The organism is Bacteroides sp. ZJ-18 (assembly GCF_011038705.2).
Taxonomy (GTDB): domain Bacteria; phylum Bacteroidota; class Bacteroidia; order Bacteroidales; family Bacteroidaceae; genus Bacteroides; species Bacteroides hominis.
This window is the reverse complement of sequence record NZ_CP072198.1, coordinates 4,005,763-4,022,741: the sequence shown is the minus strand read 5'-3', so window position 1 is coordinate 4,022,741 and position 16,979 is coordinate 4,005,763. Positions and strand designations below refer to the sequence as shown.

The following is a 16,979-nucleotide window of genomic DNA, read 5'->3' as shown; positions in this document are numbered from 1 at the left end:
GCGATAAGGTTGACAGGGAATTTAAATTAAAATCTTTTTTTACCTATAAATGAGGAGGAGGGGAGTGATAAAACGATGAAGGTTAAACGATAAACGGTGGACAATGAACAGGCTGCGTTATAATGGTCTGTTCATTGTTCACCGTTTATGTTCAAAAAACGTCTATTCGATTAAAACAGCGTATTGGTTTCAGGCACCAGCTTACCCATGGCCCATACGGCTCTTACGTTGAGGTCCTCATCGAGTACCAGGATATCGGCATCTTTGCCTTTTTGCAAGGAACCTTTACGGTCGTATACACCCATGATACGTGCCGGGGTTTCGGAAGCCATACGGACTGCGTCTTCCAATGGAATTTCTGCTTTCTGTACGACGGTACGAATCAGGCGGTCCATTGTGGCAATACTTCCTGCCAAAGCAGAATGGTCGGCCAACTTACATACTCCGTCTTCGATAATAACACGCGGGTCGAAAGCTTCTTTGCTGTCACTGTCGGCGCAAGCAAGGGCGTCTGTAATCAGGCAGGTTCTTTCTACACCTTTTATTTTATATACAAGTCTCAGGATAGTAGGAGGTACATGGATTCCATCGGCTACTACTTCTACGGTCATATCATCCAACAGATAAATACTTTCGACTGTACCTTCATACTTGTATTCTCTGCGCTTGTGGAAACCGGGCATTGCATTGTAGAAGTGGGTGGCATGGGTATATCCGGCTTCATATGCCGTACGGATGTCTTCAAATTCGGCTTGTGTATGTGCCACGGAAGGGAGAATGCCTTTGGCAGCAATATATTTTCCGAACTGCATGGCTCCCGGAAGTTCCGGAGCGGCGTCCCAGCGCTTGATGCAATGATACTGTTCTACGATCGGAATATATTCATTCGGATCAGGGTTCTTGATGTTCTCGGGAATTTGTCCTCCTGCCATTTTCATGTTCAGGTAATGACCTTCAAGGTGCAGTCCCAGAATAGGGCTGTTTTTCTCTTCCATCAGTTTGGTGCAGGTTTCAGCAGCTTGCTGGATCATGGGGACTGTAGATGATGAAAGTGTAGGAAAGATACTTGTAGTGCCATGTTTCATGTGAGTATGGACCGCTGCCCGGAAGGCATCTTCCGTACATTCCATAAAGTCGCGGCCTCCACCACCATGCACGTGGATTTCTACCCCACCGGGAACTACATACATACCTTTGACGTCAATAAGTTCAGCTCCGATAACGGCCAGATCGCAGTTTGTGACTTCTAAAATCTTATTGTCTCTGATAAGCACGGAACCGTCTTTCATCCATCCTTGGGGGGTGAGTATACGTGCGTTAATTAATTGGGTTAACATTCGTGTTATGAGTTAAATTAGGGTTTGTTTTTTGGTACAATAAATTGATTGTCTGGCAAAATTAGATACTTTTTTGCATTTATATACTATAATTCAAGAGATATTTTTATTAAATGCGGAAATTATGTCCTGTAGATTTAATAAAGGAGAAAAGAGTCTGCGTCTTTCCAGCTGGGGAATTTATGGCGAAAGGCAGTGAGGGTTTCTATATCAAGTTCGATGGTTTGTATCTTTTCTTCTGAGTCGGGAGTCCCTGTCAGTATCTCGCCTTTAGGACTATACAAGGCTGAATATCCCGGATAGTGAAGTCCGTTGCCGTCTCGTCCTGTACGGTTCACACCGCATACGTAACATTGGTTCTCGATAGCGCGTGCGCAAAGTAGTGTATTCCATGCATGGATGCGTGGAGTAGGCCAACTGGCTATGTAAATAAGAAGGTCGTATTCGTTGTTTATATTCCGGCTCCAGACAGGAAAGCGAAGATCATAACAGACCTGAAGGCAGATATTCCAGCCCCGATAGGGGACGATCACCCTCCGGTTGCCTGCCGAAAAGTGTTCAGTTTCGCATCCCATGCGGAAGAGATGGCGTTTGTCATAGTAAAATTCCTGACCGTCCGGAGTAATCAGAAAGGCCCGGTTATAATAAGCACCTGCTTCTTCGCAGATGAAACTTCCGACCAATGCGAACTGAAACTCTGCGGCATACCCTTTGAGGGTCCGGATGGTGAAACCGGAAATCGGTTCGGCCAATGTCCGGCTGTTCATGCTGAATCCCGTTGTGAACATCTCCGGTAAAACAACAATCTCCGTTGTTCCGCGAAGAGGAAGTAGCTTTTCGCGGAGCAAACGGAGATTTTCCTGTTTATTTTTCCAGATAATATCTGTTTGTACAATCGAGATTTTCATAAATCATTCAACGTCTCCAATGGAGAAGTTTTCGGGGTGTTTCCCTTTGAAATCTTTGAAATAAAGTTTTATTTCACGCATGTCCTTGTCAATATCTCCACTTGGCATGACTGCTTTAGTCGACGTAATGGTCTTGGTTGTATAGTCGATGCCGACCAGGACAATGGGTACCTGTGCTTTGAGCGCAATGTAATAGAAACCTTTTTTCCAGTTGGGGTTGCGTTTACGCGTTCCTTCGGGAGTAATAGCGAGGTGAAACTTTTTGCTGGTATTGAAGTGATGAACCATTTGCTCTACCAATGAGGTCTTGCGACTACGATCTACAGGAATACCTCCTACAGCTCTGAAAAGCAGCCCTAAAGGAAAAAAGAACCATTCTTTTTTCATCATGAAACTGGTCTTTCCTCCCATGGCACCGTAAAATAGTTTACCAATAAACAAATCTAAATTAGTGGTATGGGGAGCTGCGCAAACTACACATTTATCATATTTGGGTACTGTCACGTTCATCTTCCATCCCAGCAGGCGATAGTAAATAAAGCTATATATTGCTTTTTTCATTCTTAGTTCAGTTTCGCGATGGCGTCAATGATTTCGTTTACTTTTGCATTGAAGTCTACACGGAATTTTTTGTAGAATCCTTTCACATTTCCCGGTTCGGTGTGGCTGATACGGCTGATAAATTCATCCTGCATTTTCAGGATTTCCGCCATCAGTTCGTCAGCTTTTGCTTTATCTGTACCCGGTACGAACATGCTGTTGATCAAACACTCTGAAAATAATTCACCTGCGATATAGTTTACGTTCTTTTTAAGTTCTCTTCTCTTTGCCATAATTCTAAATGTTTTATGTGAGTATATAGAAAATATTTTCGGTAAAGATAACGACTTTCTTCGGTTCTGAGTAATAAATTTGAAATAATTAAATAATTCCGTGCTATGTCTGTCTTGTTGTTTGGTGGTTACAGACGCATTTTAGCAGAGGGTGTAGCCATCCGTATGCCGGGGCTACACCCTATTGGCGGGAGGGCTACACCCTTTACCTCGTGGGGCTACACCCCCTGCCGGAAGAAAGAGGTTGGTATTGTCAGAAAGAAAATCCCAGGTTTACGTAAAATCCTACGTCCTTGGATTGGTTGGAATACCCCAATGATGCTTCTAATGGACCGAACATGCTGTCCAAGCCATATCCGATGCTACAACCGTAAATCCGGTTGCCCTTCAGGATCTTGAAAAAATTATCGTCACTCAAGGCAAAGTTTCCGGCTAACGTTATATAATGTTTGCTACCCATGCGTTGGCGCAGCTTTAGAGAAGCCACGGCAACGGAATTGTGCGTTAATTCTATATTGTAAATTCCGGCGAACGGGAGTTGCTGGGGCAAATAACGTCCGAACACGTCACTTCCCAACGCATTCTCGTAGGCATAAGGAATTTCCTGCCCGATCAGTACTCTGCCGTAAATAGCCGGGATCAGGGCCAGACGGTTGCTGACAGAGAACACACTTTCCCAGGAGGCACTGAGTGCGGAGAAGGGGGCATGTCCGTTATATCGGGCGAAGTTGTCCGTATACAATGAATAAGCACCGGAGAAGTTGCTGCCTTTGGATGGGAAGTATCCTTTGTCAAAGGTGTTGTAACGTAACTGCGCAAAATAACTGATGAAGTATTCGGAGTTGACATCCATTGTAAATTCCGGTTTCTTGAAAAGGAAATCTTTGTATTTGAAATACTCGATTCGTGCGCCGAATCCAAACCGGAGATTTTTATACCACACATCCGAAAATCCGAATTCACCCAGATGATATTTATAAGTTGTGTTGTAGGCACGGTCGCCATGATCATAAATGTTGATGTCATTGTACTGGAACATGTACGAGAAATTGATGTTTCTTTGTTGCATGGGTTCCAGGGTATAATCTACCCGGGCCATGTATCGTTTGCCCAGTCGTCCGGTAACAGAAACTTTGGAAGGAATGTGGGTCTTTAATTGTGCTGTGGCATTTATCAATAGCGAAGCTATCTCTTCCGAGTCGAAGCGGAGACCTACATTGATGGTTTTCTCATACTTTTTCTCTAACAGGAAGGTTAAATTATAGCCTTCAGGGGTATTGGTTAACGTGTAACTGGCGTTTGAGTAAGATTGGTTCCCGCGCAGAATGAATAGCGCTTGTTCAATCTGTCGCATGCTGATTTCACTGTTTTCTTGCAGTTTGCATTTTTTCATTAACCACTTCTTGTCGTTTTCTTCTACATCAGAGAAAGTAATTTCCTTCACTGGCAAAGTCCGGGTGCTTGAAAATAAGGTATAAGGACCATGTGACTCGGGTTTGAAAGTGTCTGCAATACCGATTTTCTTTTTAAGAGCGAGCAGGGAGTTCCATTGCTTGCGAGCTGCCTCTTCTCCCCGGTGCATCAGAGAATCAATGGCCGAAGGGGTAAAACTGGCCGAAGAATATCCCTCAACGTTCACTTTTATATAAGTATCGGTTAGGCTGATATTTTTTTGATGATTGTTTTTGGTAGTCAGGTCAATGATTTGGGAGAGTATGTCCGGAGCACTGTTAAGTTTGTCGATCCCTTTCAAGTTGTTTTGCACATCTACACCGATGATAACATCGGCGCCCATCGATTTGGCTACATCTACGGGATAATTATTAATCATGCCGCCGTCAATCAGAATCATGCTATCCTTGCGCACAGGTGTGAACACTCCGGGAATCGCCATGCTGGCTCGCATTGCTGTGGCAAGCACTCCATTGTGGAATACAATCTGTTCGCCATTTACGATGTTTTGTGATACGCACGCAAAGGGGATAGGCAGTTTGTTGAAATCAACGGAGTCATGATAGCCTACTGTCAGTTCCGTAAATAGGTTGGCCAGATTCTGTCCCTTTATGATTCCACCGGAAACGGCGTCTTTGGGGCTTTTGGTAAAGGGGAATGAAAAGACATATTTTTCTGATTTTTCGCGTTCGTTGAGTGACATGGCACTACGCTTTACACGATCACTGAGCAAAAACATCCAGTCTTGTTTGCGTACCATACTGTCCAGTTGATGCGGAGTATATCCGATGGAGTATAATCCACCGATTATGGATCCCATACTGGTGCCTACTATATAATCGATTGGGATGCCGGCTTCTTCAATGACTTTCAGAGCCTGGATATGTGCTACCCCTTTCGCACCTCCTCCGCTGAGTACCACTCCGACTTTTTTACGTTGCTGTGCCATAGCGGGCAATGCCAGAAAAAGAGCCGGTAACAGAACTAATATCAGTGACAAATGTTTTTTCATTATAGTGTTATTTTTATGAATGCACTACAAATTTATATTATTATTTGCAAAGTAAGTAGTGAATGACACTAAAAGTGCAAGTTATGGAACTTATGCAGAAAAGAATTATCTTTGCGCCCCTTTTGTGGAATAATTCCCCAATCAGGGACACGATTCCACACTTTGGATAAGTGGCGGTTATGTTCCGAAAATCACTAAAACAGCTTCTGCAGGGCATTGGAGAGAGCTTTTTAGTTAAAAAGATATATTCGGGATATAGTTTGGTATCTGATTTGTAAAGTAGCTAAGAAAGGATAAGTTAATTTTAATAATACAAACAAGCATGAGACTATTTTTAACGAGAAAAGAGCTGAAACTAAGGAGAAAAAGAACAATAGTGGGCATCGTCTGTTTGGCTCTGGTGGTAGGCATTTACTGGGTTCTGACGCGGCCACATAAAGCTAAGCCGGAGATACCTACTGTGATTGTAGAACCGGCAGAAAGGGACAATGTAGAGATTTTCGGAGAGTATGTGGGGCGTATACGTGCACAACAGTTTGTCGAAGTTCGGGCGCGGGTGGAAGGATATCTGGAAAGTATGCTTTTTGCCGAAGGAACGTATGTGAATAAAAATCAGGTGCTGTTTGTGATCAATCAGGATCAGTATCGTGCCAAAGCAGATAAGGCACGGGCACAATTGAAAAAAGATGAAGCACAAGCATTGAAGGCAAAACGGGATTTGGAACGTATCAAGCCGTTGTATGCGCAAAATGCGGCCAGTCAGTTGGATCTGGACAATGCGGAGGCAGCTTATGAAAGTGCGGTGGCGACCGTCGCAATGAGCGAGGCAGATCTGGCACAGGCCGAGTTAGAACTGGGTTATACATTGGTTCGTTCTCCGCTGTCGGGTCATATCAGTGAGCGTAACGTGGACTTGGGAACTCTGGTGGGACCGGGTGGTAAATCGCTGTTGGCTACAGTTGTGAAAAGTGACACTGTACTGGTGGATTTCAGTATGACTGCTTTGGATTATTTGAAGAGCAAAGAACGCAATATTAATATCGGGCAACAGGACTCTTCTCGTTCCTGGCAGCCGAACATCACTATTACATTAGCAGACAATACGGTGTATCCTTACAAGGGATATGTGGATTTTGCCGAACCTCAGGTAGATCCCCAGACAGGTACTTTTTCAGTCCGGGCAGAGATGCCGAATCCGAAGCAGGTGTTGCTTCCGGGACAGTTCACAAAGGTAAAGCTGTTGCTGGATGTACGCGAAGGAGCGATTGTGGTGCCGCACAAGGCGGTAACTATTGAGAAGGGTGGAGCCTATATCTATACCATGCGCAGAGATTCGACGGTAGAGAAACGATTTATAGAGCTGGGACCTGAATTTGGCAATAAACTTGTAGTGGAGAGAGGATTGGCCGCAGGCGAAGAAGTGGTAATAGAAGGATATCACAAACTGACGCCGGGAATGAAGGTGAGGGCAAGTGTGGATAAATAAGAACGTATAATTTAAAAGAAACTCTTCCTCCCTCTCGTTGGGAGAGGGGTGGGGTGAGGCCTTATAGAATATGAAAGTTAGTTTTTTTATAGATAGACCTGTTTTCTCGATCGTTATCTCGATACTGATTGTCATTATCGGCATCATTGGTCTGACCATGTTGCCTGTCGACCAGTATCCTCAGATCACTCCTCCGGTAGTGAAGATCAGTGCTTCTTATCCGGGAGCCAGCGCATTGACGGTTTCACAGGCAGTGGCAACTCCTATCGAGCAGGAGATTAACGGAACACCGGGTATGCTTTATATGGAGTCGAACAGTTCCAATTCCGGCGGATTTTCGGCAACGGTTACTTTTGATGTTTCTGCCGATCCGGATTTGGCGGCCGTAGAAATCCAGAACCGTGTGAAACTGGCGGAAAGCCGTTTGCCGGCTGAAGTTATTCAGAACGGTATCTCCGTAGAGAAGCAGGCACCCAGCCAGTTGATGACCCTTACGCTGATGTCGTCTGATCCGAAGTTCGACGAAATTTATTTGAGTAACTTTGCCACGATCAATGTACTCGATGTAATCCGTCGTATTCCGGGAGTGGGACGTGTTTCGAATATCGGTAGCCGTTACTATGCCATGCAGATATGGGCGGAACCGGATAAACTGGCAAACTTCGGACTGACTGTACAGGATTTACAGAATGCGCTGAAAGATCAGAACCGTGAGTCGGCTGCAGGTGTACTTGGTCAGCAGCCGGTGAAGGGACTCGATGTAACGATTCCTATCACTACACAAGGACGCCTTTCTACTGTAGAGCAATTTGAGAACATTGTGATCCGTGCCAATACGAATGGTTCTATCATCCGTCTGCGTGACGTGGCACGGGTTTCTCTCGAAGCTTCTTCATACAGTACGGAGAGTGGGATCAATGGCAAGAATGCTGCCGTTCTGGGCATTTATATGCTTCCGGGCGCTAACGCGATGGAAGTTGCAAAAAGTGTCAAGGAAGCGATGGATGAAATCAGCAAGAACTTCCCGGAGGGGTTGAGCTATGAGGTGCCATTCGATATGACGACTTATATTTCCGAGTCCATTCATGAAGTATACAAAACCCTGTTTGAGGCGCTGGTTCTTGTGGTGCTCGTCGTTTATCTCTCTTTGCAGAGCTGGCGGGCTACGTTGATCCCGATAGTTGCCGTTCCTATTTCATTGATCGGTACGTTCGGTTTCATGTTGATCTTTGGCTTTTCGCTGAATATATTGACATTGTTGGGGCTGATTCTTGCTATCGGTATTGTAGTGGATGATGCCATTGTCGTGGTGGAAAACGTGGAGCGTATTATGGAGGAAGAGAAACTTTCACCGTACGAAGCTACGAAGAAAGCCATGAACGGATTGGCGGGTGCGTTGATTGCCACTTCTCTGGTGCTTTGTGCGGTGTTTGTTCCGGTGAGCTTCCTCAGCGGTATTACGGGGCAGCTTTACCGTCAGTTCACTATTACCATTGCTGTATCCGTACTGATTTCTACTGTAGTGGCGTTGACGCTGAGTCCGGTCATGTGTTCGTTGATTCTGAAACCGGATAACGGTAAAAAGAAGAACATTGTTTTCCGCAAAATCAACCACTGGTTGAACGTGGGCAATCATAAGTATGTAGTCGCTATCCGCCGGGTAATTGGTAATCCGCGTCGTGTATTGGCCGGTTTCGGGGTGGTGCTGATCGGTATTCTGTTGATTCACCGTCTGATTCCGACAAGTTTCCTTCCGGTGGAAGACCAAGGCTATTTCAAGATAGAATTGGAGTTGCCCGAAGGGGCTACGCTGGAGCGTACCCGGGAGGTAACGGATCGTGCCATCACTTATCTGGAAAAGAATCCGTATATAGCATATGTACAGAATGTGACCGGAAGCAGTCCCCGTGTGGGCAGCAACCAGGCACGGAGTGAGTTAACCGTAATTTTGAAGCCGTGGGAAGACCGCAAGAATACTTCGATAGACGAGATTATGACAAACGTTCGTCGCGATCTGAGTGAGTATCCGGAGTGTAAGGTTTATCTCTCCACTCCTCCTGTCATTCCCGGTTTGGGAACCTCGGGTGGGTTCGAAATGCAACTCGAAGCGCGTGGTGAAGCTACTTTCGATAATTTGGTGCAGGCAGCGGATACTTTGATGTATTACGCTTCCCAACGCAAGGAGCTGACAGGACTTTCCTCCTCACTTCAGTCGGATATCCCACAACTCTACTTCGATGTAGACCGCGATAAAGTGAAGATGCTTGGTGTGCCTCTGGCGGATGTTTTCTCAACCATGAAAGCCTATACGGGATCGGTCTATGTGAACGACTTCAATATGTTCAACCGTATTTATAAGGTATACATTCAGGCTGAAGCACCCTATAGGGAACATAAAGACAATATCAACCTGTTTTTTGTGAAGGCCTCTAATGGAGCGATGATCCCGCTGACTTCTCTGGGTAACGCATCGTATACCACCGGCCCGGGTAGCATTAAACGTTTTAATATGTTTACCACTGCTGTTTTTCGTGGTGAGGCGGCGCAGGGCTATAGTTCCGGTCAGGCTATGGAGATTATGGAGCAGATTGCACGTGACCATCTGCCTGATAATATCGGCTTGGAATGGAGTGGTCTCTCTTATCAAGAGAAAAAGGCAGGTGGGCAGACCGGATTGGTACTGGCATTAGTGTTCCTTTTTGTATTTCTCTTCCTGGCTGCACAGTATGAAAGCTGGACAGTGCCCATTGCCGTATTGCTTTCGCTGCCGGTAGCCGCTTTGGGGGCTTATCTGGGGGTATGGATTTGCGGACTGGAAAATGATGTCTATTTCCAGATCGGATTGGTGATGCTTGTCGGATTGGCGGCCAAGAATGCCATCTTGATTGTAGAGTTTGCGAAAGTACAGGTGGACCGGGGAGGTGATCTGGTGCAATCAGCCATCCATGCGGCACAATTGCGTTTCCGCCCCATCTTGATGACTTCGCTCGCGTTTGTACTGGGTATGCTTCCGATGGTGTTGGCAACCGGTCCCGGTTCGGCAAGCCGTGCGGCCATCGGTACGGGAGTATTCTTCGGAATGATTTTTGCCATTGTAGTGGGCATTATCCTTGTTCCGTTCTTCTTCGTACTGGTCTATAAAACAAAAGCAAAACTGAGAAATGTGCCGAATGTGAACGTGAAGTTACCGTTCAAGTCTAAAAAGAAAATTGATTGAATTATGAAAAGAAGCTATTTATATATTACTCTCTTACTAACTGCATTTACCCTGGGTTCTTGCAAGATAGGAAAAAGTTATGTCCGTCCCGACCTTAACTTGCCCGATAGTCTGGCACAGCATCAGGATACCCTGAGCTTCGGAGATAGGGAATGGTGGCAGATTTATACTGACAGTACCCTCCGGAGCCTGATAGACCGGGCACTGGAGCATAACAAAGATATGTTGATAGCCGCTGCCCGTGTCAAGGAAATGGCAGCTCAAAAACGCATTTCGACAGCAAATCTGTTGCCGGATATTAAAGGTACGGTGACTGCTGAACGGGAAAACGAAAACCATGGTGGAGATGCTTTCAAACGTAGCGATACTTTCGAGGCGCAACTTCTTTTCTCCTGGGAGCTCGATCTCTGGGGAAATCTTCGTTGGGCACGTTCCGCCAGCATTGCCGAGTATCTTCAGTCCGTTGAGGCACAACGCGCTCTTCGGATGACTATTGTAGCTGAAGTGGCTCAGGCGTACTATGAACTGGTGGCTCTTGATACCGAACTGGACATTGTTCGTCAAACGTTGAAGGCACGTGAAGAGGGGATGCGCCTTGCCCGTATCCGCTTTGAAGGGGGATTGACCTCCGAGACTTCTTATCGCCAGTCGCAGGTAGAGTTGGCACGTACTGCTACGTTGGTACCCGATCTGGAGCGTAAAATCTCGTTGAAAGAGAATGATATAGCTTTCCTTGCTGGTGAGTATCCCAATAAGATTACACGTAGCCGCTTGTTGCAGGAGTTCAATTTTCCGCAGGAATTACCTGTCGGTTTGCCTTCAGGACTGCTTGAACGCCGTCCTGATATTCGTCAGGCTGAACAGAAATTGATTGCCGCCAATGCCCGGGTAGGGGTGGCCTATACAAATATGTTTCCACGCATTTCACTTACCGGCAGGGTAGGATCGGAGAGCACTGCACTTTCCGAGCTGTTGAAGTCGCCTTATAGTATAATGGAGGGCGCTTTGCTTACACCAATTTTTGGCTGGGGTAAAAATCGTGCTGCCCTCAAAGCTAAGAAAGCTGCTTACGAGGCTGAAGTGCACAGCTACGAAAAGTCTGTCCTGACCGCTTTCAAAGAGACTCGGAACGCGATTGTGAACTTTAATAAAATCAAGGAAGTATATGATCTTCGTGCCAAATTGGAACGTTCGGCTAAGAGTTACGTAGATCTGGCGCAATTGCAATATATCAATGGAGTGACGAATTATCTCGATGTACTCGATGCCCAGCGTGGGTATTTCGATGCCCAGATCGGACTTAGCAATGCGATGCGGGATGAACTGATTGCTGTGGTACAGGTGTATAAGGCACTGGGAGGTGGATGGCAGATAAAATAATGGAATCCCGATTTTAGTCACGCTCCCATGAACAGCATGAAAAGATTAAGATTCTTTTTTAGAAATCTCAGAGCCAGGTTGATATGCCGCTCTATTGCTTTTTCGGTAATAGAAAAATGTTCTGCTATTTCTTTGTTGCTCATGTGCAGCTCCCTGCTCATACGGAATACTTCTTGTTGGCGGGGAGGAAGTTGCATGACAAGTTCATCGATGTATTTCTTTAAGTCAGCGGCATCCAGTTCTCCTTCCATATCATAAGATTCCTCGACTGCTTGTATCGCAGTTATTTTGAGGGCTGTTTCTTTATAGTATCTACGTGAATGATTGAATATAACATTCCGGGTTATGATAAAGAGATAGCCCTCAAAACTTTTGTTTTCATCTAAAAAATGGTGAGATTCCCATACTTTCACAAATACTTCCTGCACAATCTCCTCAATGTCCATTGAAGCGGTGAAATAAAGCTTTGTGAAATTATAGACCTGTTTCCAGTAATGATTGTATAAAAAAGCAAATGCTTCCTGATCGCCATGCTTTAATTTCCTGACTGTTTCTTTCTCTTGCATCTGTTTTAGTAATTAGAGGTGCAAAAGTAATCTTTTTGTTCTAAATAGATGCAGTTTCTACAAGAATATTAAAAAATAACATATTTTGTTTAATTGATATTATGTTATGATAGCTGTATTGTCTTATTATATGGACTTAATAGAATAATGTATCCACTTATTATATAAATAAAATAATAGCAACATATATTTATTGGATAAGTTCTAAAGGAACTATTCTTTTGTGAACTTTTTTGCATCTGTTCTCGATCTTATTCCATATCTGATTTCCAATCTCTGTATCTACCGGATTATTTTTGTTTTCATTCCATTGTTTTCTCATTTGTTTCTTTATCAAATTCGAATGATAGAGCTTTTTACGTCCTTTTTTGTCTAATCGATCTGATAATAGTTTTTTGATCAGATCTATTTCCTTGTTGTTTTTATCCATTTCTTAAATCTATTTTGTGTTATCTAAAACTAAATACACAACAGACCTGCTTACCACCACATGTGAATTATAACTTTTTAATTGAAAATCGTCTCTGATGATATCGATAGCATACATATCTTGGTTTTTATGGATGTTAATTTATTGTTTTATAGTGCTATATGTGGTTTTTGTCCGGTAATAATAATTGCTTGTTTTTTTTATGTGTAATAACGTTAGTTCCTTTAGAACTATGGTATATCGCTGCTTCTGTAGCTCTTGTTCTGATCGTGGGTGGACTTTGGATGTACTCTAATACGGGTAGAATTCAAATAGAGAAATATATTGAATTTACGGCACAAGAAAGCAGAATGTATCTATTGCCGGATAGTTCGAAAGTATGGATGCAGCCGGGGAGCTCCATACGTTTTGCCGAAAACTTTAAAGAATGCAGGGATGTATGGCTGAAAGGCAATTCACTTTTTGAAGTTCGCAAGAATTCGGGTAGTAAATTCAGAGTATACATTGATAAAGCATTTATCGAAGTGAAAGGAACCTGCTTTCTGATAAAACAGAATAACCCTAATGCGAATGAAATTACACTATTTAATGGGAGCATTGAATTTAATATAGAATCCACCCATGATAAAATAGCAATGAAACCACTCCAGGAATTAGTGTATAATCCTGTTAGTGCAAGAACTCAGCTGAGGCGGATAGAAAACATAGAATGGCAAAACGGGCGCTATAACTTTACCCAATTTAATTTGGAACACTTAACCCGTATTATGAATCAAATGTATGGCTCTCATATCACCATTAGCGACAAAGTGAATAAAAATTGTGCTTTCACCGGAAGTATCCGCTATGATGAATCTTTGGAAGACGTTATTGATAAAATCTGTTTTAGCCTGAATCTTAGAAGCAAAGAAATGAATGAAGGAATTCTTATTTACAACTAATATTTATTAACCCAATGTTAAATCTAAAAATTGAAGCATGAACAAGTTTTTATTTTCTTGCCAGAAGCGGTGTCTTAAATACATCGTCATGGCTCTGCTGCTTTATCCGTTGTCTGCACTTGCTGCGCAAGGACAGATTGTGGTTAAAGGTCAGTCTCTCACCATTCCTCAAGCCATCCGGCTTATAGAGAAAAGTAGTACATATACTTTCTTCTACAACGCTAATGATTTGAAAAACACAAATCTCAAGAGTATCGATTGTAAAGGTTCCATCAACGACGTCCTGAACGAAGTATTTAAAGGGAGCAATATCAGTTATGTCATTAAAGGTAATGAGGTTATTCTTAAAGTAGAGAAAACGGAAAGCACACAACAAAAAAAAGCCAAAATTATCGGTGTGGTAACAGATTCTAAAACCGGTGAACCTATCATTGGAGCAACTGTACAGCTACTGGGTACTACTACAGGCGTTATTACCGATGTGGATGGTAAGTTTGAACTTGCGGCAACTCCTAAAAATGAAATACAAATTTCATATATAGGATATGTTACCAAGAAAGTGAAAGTAGGTAGCCAAAAGGTTATTTCGGTCACCCTATCCGAAGATGCCCAGCAGTTGGATGAAGTGGTGGTGACAGCGTTTGGTACAGGACAAAAGAAGGAGACTATCACCGGGTCTATTCAGTCCGTACGTCCTTCAGACCTTTTGGTGCCTTCCGCCAATCTTTCTTCTTCATTTGCCGGACGCCTGTCAGGTGTGATTGCTTACCAGCGTAGTGGTGAGCCCGGTCAGAATTCTGCCGATTTTTTTATTCGTGGTGTTGCGACGATGAATGGGGCGACTTCTCCTTTGATTATTTTAGACGGAGTTGAAGTGTCTAAAGCAGACCTGAATTCGTTGGATCCTGAAGTAATAGAAAGTTTCTCTGTATTGAAGGATGCTACGGCATCGGCGATGTATGGTACTCGTGGAGCCAACGGTGTACTTATTATTAAAACCAAATCGGGTAGTGATCTTGAAAGGCCGATCATTGGCGTGCGTATAGAAGGATATGTGAATACTCCGATTAAGAAACCGGAGATCGTTGACGGACCTACATATATGCGTTTGTACAACGAAGCGGTTACCAATCAGGGAACAGGAGCCGTACTTTATTCTGATGAAAGAATTAACGGTACGATCAATAATCTGAATCCCTATATCTATCCTAATGTAGACTGGTATAAAGAAGTCTTCAAAGATGCAACATTCAATCAAAAGGCGAATTTTAATGTACGTGGGGGTACTTCTAAAATCACTTATTTTATGAATGTCAATATGAACCATGAAACCGGTATGTTGAAGGATCGTTCCAGTGATTTCTTCTCTTATAAAAACAATATAGACTATATGAAATATGCGTTTCAGAACAACGTGGATTTTCATCTGTCAAAGTCTTCTACTATTTCGCTGCATCTGAATGTGCAGTTGAATGACATGCATGGCCCTTTGACTACAAAGGACGGAAATGGAGTAGGAGATATATTCAGTGCTATTATGGGAACCAATCCTGTTGATTTCCCGGTTATGTTTCCGCAAGGATCGGATACATGGTACCATTGGGGAGGTATTCTTGCAGGTAACTATCAACCGCTCAACCCGGTAGCCCTTTCAAGTGCAGGATATAAAGATACATTCGAGAGCACGGTAGTGGCCAATGTGAATTGGGACCAGAAACTGGATTTTATTACGAAAGGTTTGAGCTTCAGGGCTTTGGTCTCATTTAAAAATTGGAGCTACAATCAGAAGTTCCGTCTGCAGGGATACAATAGTTACCAGCTTTCCGACTATAAACAAAATGAAGACGGTTCCTATGATTTTACCAATACACCTATCGGTGAACCGAGCAATCATACGATGGATGCTTTCTTTGGTACTAACGGCGACCGCAGGTTTTACATTCAGGGATATCTTAATTACGAACGTTCCTTCGGTTCACACAATGTAAGCGGTATGCTGCTTTATAACCAGGATGATTATAATACAAATGTAAACAGCAGTCTTATTGGCTCACTTCCCAAACGTAAGATGGGCGTTGCCGCACGTTTGTCATATGATTACGATCACCGTTATATGCTTGAAGTAAATGCCGGATACAATGGTTCCGAAAGTTTTGCCAAAGGACATCGTTGGGGATTGTTTCCATCCATATCGTTGGGATGGAATATCAGTGAAGAGAAATTCTGGAAATCTATTAAACCGGTTATTTCCAATTTCAAAGTCCGTGGTTCGTATGGCTTGGTAGGTAATGACCAGATTGGTAGCGATCGTTTTGCTTATCTGGCAATTGTGAATCTGAACAGCAGCCCGTCTTATACAACCGGATATGGCGGGAGTACAACTTCATTATCGGGTCCTACCTATAATCGTTTCCAGAATAACGAACTTACATGGGAAGTGGGACATAAACTGAATGTGGGTGCCGATTTGCAGTTTTTCAATTCATTAAATATTACTGTCGACGGATTCAGGGAGATCAGGGATAACATTTTCCAACAGAAAAATTCGATACCGAATTACTTGGGGACTGCCAATACTAAAATCTACGGTAACTTTGCTAAAGTGAAGAATACGGGATTTGATCTTGCTTTGGACTACGGAAAACAGGTGAACCGGGACCTCTCTATCCAGATGAAAGGAACATTCACCTATGCGCACAATGAAGTTTTGAAATACGATGAAGCGGCAGGACTTCGTCCGGCATTGTCGCAGGTTGGAAAGAGCTTGAACTCGATTTGGGGATATGTAGCAGACGGGCTGTATATTGATCAGGCTGATATTGCCAATAATCCTCAGTCGACTATCGGCAATATTGCCATTGCGCCGGGAGATGTGAAATATGTGGACCAGCCGGATGCTAACGGAAATTATGATGGGAAAATAACATCGGATGACAGAGTGGTATTGGGGTATCCCACAATTCCGGAGATAATATACGGATTCGGCCCTTCTGTTACGTGGAAGAATTGGGACTTCTCTTTCTTCTTCCAGGGACAAACCCATGTGTCACTAATGATGAGTGGTTTCGAACCGTTTGGAACACAGAGTAAAAGTAATGTCCTGAAGTGGATTGCTGATGACCATTGGAGCAAAGATAACCAGAATCCGAATGCAAAGTATCCAAGGTTGACACAATATAATAATAACAACAATACTGCATCATCTTCCTATTGGCTGCGCGATGCTTCATTCCTGAAATTGCGGAATGCGGAAATTGGCTATCGTTTCAAATGGGCAAGAATCTATGTGAATGGAAGTAACCTGCTGACCTTTTCTCCATTTAAGTTGTGGGATCCCGAAATGGGTGGAGGTGCCGGTATGAAATATCCGACACAGCGTACATATAATGTTGGTATTCAATTAACTTTTAAATAATA

Annotated in this window: 12 protein-coding genes; 5 read left to right on the top strand and 7 right to left on the bottom strand. The window is 43.5% G+C overall.

All coding sequences use genetic code 11. The annotated features are described in order from the left end of the window. Positions 1-170 precede the first annotated feature (170 nt). The 5 genes from nagA to G7Y45_RS16330 all read right to left on the bottom strand — a co-directional run bounded on the left by nagA (position 171) and on the right by G7Y45_RS16330 (position 5,542). Positions 171-1,337 carry an N-acetylglucosamine-6-phosphate deacetylase gene (gene nagA / locus G7Y45_RS16350; RefSeq protein ID WP_005780176.1) on the bottom strand — a complete coding sequence of 389 codons (1,167 nt, stop codon included), beginning with the start codon at positions 1,335-1,337 and terminating at the stop codon, positions 171-173. A 137-nt stretch (positions 1,338-1,474) separates the two neighbouring features. Beyond that, positions 1,475-2,245 carry an amidohydrolase gene (locus G7Y45_RS16345; protein WP_165015812.1) on the bottom strand — a complete coding sequence of 257 codons (771 nt, stop codon included), beginning with the start codon at positions 2,243-2,245 and terminating at the stop codon, positions 1,475-1,477. 3 nt (positions 2,246-2,248) lie between these two features. After that, entirely contained in the window at positions 2,249-2,806 is a 558-nt protein-coding gene (locus G7Y45_RS16340; protein WP_005780170.1) for a 1-acyl-sn-glycerol-3-phosphate acyltransferase, read from the bottom strand. Positions 2,807-2,808: 2 nt separating this feature from the next. Further along, positions 2,809-3,078, bottom strand: a complete 270-nt coding sequence (locus tag G7Y45_RS16335; RefSeq protein ID WP_005780168.1) for a hypothetical protein — start codon at positions 3,076-3,078, stop codon at positions 2,809-2,811. A 253-nt stretch (positions 3,079-3,331) separates the two neighbouring features. After that, positions 3,332-5,542 carry a patatin-like phospholipase family protein gene (locus tag G7Y45_RS16330; protein ID WP_005780166.1) on the bottom strand — a complete coding sequence of 737 codons (2,211 nt, stop codon included), beginning with the start codon at positions 5,540-5,542 and terminating at the stop codon, positions 3,332-3,334. A 322-nt stretch (positions 5,543-5,864) separates the two neighbouring features. Between G7Y45_RS16330 and G7Y45_RS16325 the strand changes: the two genes are divergently transcribed. The 3 genes from G7Y45_RS16325 to G7Y45_RS16315 all read left to right on the top strand — a co-directional run bounded on the left by G7Y45_RS16325 (position 5,865) and on the right by G7Y45_RS16315 (position 11,625). Continuing rightward, entirely contained in the window at positions 5,865-7,028 is a 1,164-nt protein-coding gene (locus G7Y45_RS16325; protein ID WP_022012436.1) for an efflux RND transporter periplasmic adaptor subunit, read from the top strand. 70 nt (positions 7,029-7,098) lie between these two features. Continuing rightward, the gene (locus tag G7Y45_RS16320; protein WP_005780162.1) at positions 7,099-10,245 is read left to right on the top strand and encodes an efflux RND transporter permease subunit; all 3,147 of its coding nucleotides are present in this window, start codon (positions 7,099-7,101) and stop codon (positions 10,243-10,245) included. Positions 10,246-10,248: 3 nt separating this feature from the next. Continuing rightward, the gene (locus G7Y45_RS16315) at positions 10,249-11,625 is read left to right on the top strand and encodes an efflux transporter outer membrane subunit (protein ID WP_005780160.1); all 1,377 of its coding nucleotides are present in this window, start codon (positions 10,249-10,251) and stop codon (positions 11,623-11,625) included. A 17-nt stretch (positions 11,626-11,642) separates the two neighbouring features. Here G7Y45_RS16315 and G7Y45_RS16310 read toward each other — a convergent pair whose 3' ends face one another. Both G7Y45_RS16310 and G7Y45_RS16305 read right to left on the bottom strand, forming a co-directional pair. Beyond that, positions 11,643-12,191 (bottom strand): RNA polymerase sigma-70 factor, encoded by a 549-nt coding sequence (locus tag G7Y45_RS16310; protein WP_005780158.1) that lies wholly within the window; start codon positions 12,189-12,191, stop codon positions 11,643-11,645. A gap of 190 nt (positions 12,192-12,381) precedes the next feature. After that, a complete protein-coding gene (locus tag G7Y45_RS16305; RefSeq protein WP_022012434.1) occupies positions 12,382-12,621 on the bottom strand; it encodes a hypothetical protein in 240 nt (79 codons plus the stop codon). 284 nt (positions 12,622-12,905) lie between these two features. On the opposite strand from G7Y45_RS16305, the gene G7Y45_RS16300 reads away from it, so the two are divergent. Together G7Y45_RS16300 and G7Y45_RS16295 are read left to right on the top strand one after the other, a co-directional pair. Next, positions 12,906-13,562 (top strand): FecR family protein, encoded by a 657-nt coding sequence (locus tag G7Y45_RS16300; protein ID WP_175414004.1) that lies wholly within the window; start codon positions 12,906-12,908, stop codon positions 13,560-13,562. Positions 13,563-13,599: 37 nt separating this feature from the next. Continuing rightward, positions 13,600-16,977 (top strand): TonB-dependent receptor, encoded by a 3,378-nt coding sequence (locus G7Y45_RS16295; protein ID WP_005780154.1) that lies wholly within the window; start codon positions 13,600-13,602, stop codon positions 16,975-16,977. The last annotated feature ends 2 nt before the right edge of the window (positions 16,978-16,979 follow it).

Bases quoted from the DNA above. Each gene is read 5' to 3' on its own strand.
- G7Y45_RS16310 (WP_005780158.1), bottom strand. From the start codon at position 12,191: ATGCAAGAGAAAGAAACAGTCAGGAAATTAAAGCATGGCGATCAGGAA.
- G7Y45_RS16300 (WP_175414004.1), top strand. From the start codon at position 12,906: ATGTACTCTAATACGGGTAGAATTCAAATAGAGAAATATATTGAATTT.
- G7Y45_RS16320 (WP_005780162.1), top strand. From the start codon at position 7,099: ATGAAAGTTAGTTTTTTTATAGATAGACCTGTTTTCTCGATCGTTATC.
- G7Y45_RS16305 (WP_022012434.1), bottom strand. From the start codon at position 12,621: ATGGATAAAAACAACAAGGAAATAGATCTGATCAAAAAACTATTATCA.
- G7Y45_RS16295 (WP_005780154.1), top strand. From the start codon at position 13,600: ATGAACAAGTTTTTATTTTCTTGCCAGAAGCGGTGTCTTAAATACATC.
- G7Y45_RS16345 (WP_165015812.1), bottom strand. From the start codon at position 2,245: ATGAAAATCTCGATTGTACAAACAGATATTATCTGGAAAAATAAACAG.
- G7Y45_RS16315 (WP_005780160.1), top strand. From the start codon at position 10,249: ATGAAAAGAAGCTATTTATATATTACTCTCTTACTAACTGCATTTACC.
- nagA (WP_005780176.1), bottom strand. From the start codon at position 1,337: ATGTTAACCCAATTAATTAACGCACGTATACTCACCCCCCAAGGATGG.
- G7Y45_RS16335 (WP_005780168.1), bottom strand. From the start codon at position 3,078: ATGGCAAAGAGAAGAGAACTTAAAAAGAACGTAAACTATATCGCAGGT.
- G7Y45_RS16340 (WP_005780170.1), bottom strand. From the start codon at position 2,806: ATGAAAAAAGCAATATATAGCTTTATTTACTATCGCCTGCTGGGATGG.
- G7Y45_RS16325 (WP_022012436.1), top strand. From the start codon at position 5,865: ATGAGACTATTTTTAACGAGAAAAGAGCTGAAACTAAGGAGAAAAAGA.
- G7Y45_RS16330 (WP_005780166.1), bottom strand. From the start codon at position 5,542: ATGAAAAAACATTTGTCACTGATATTAGTTCTGTTACCGGCTCTTTTT.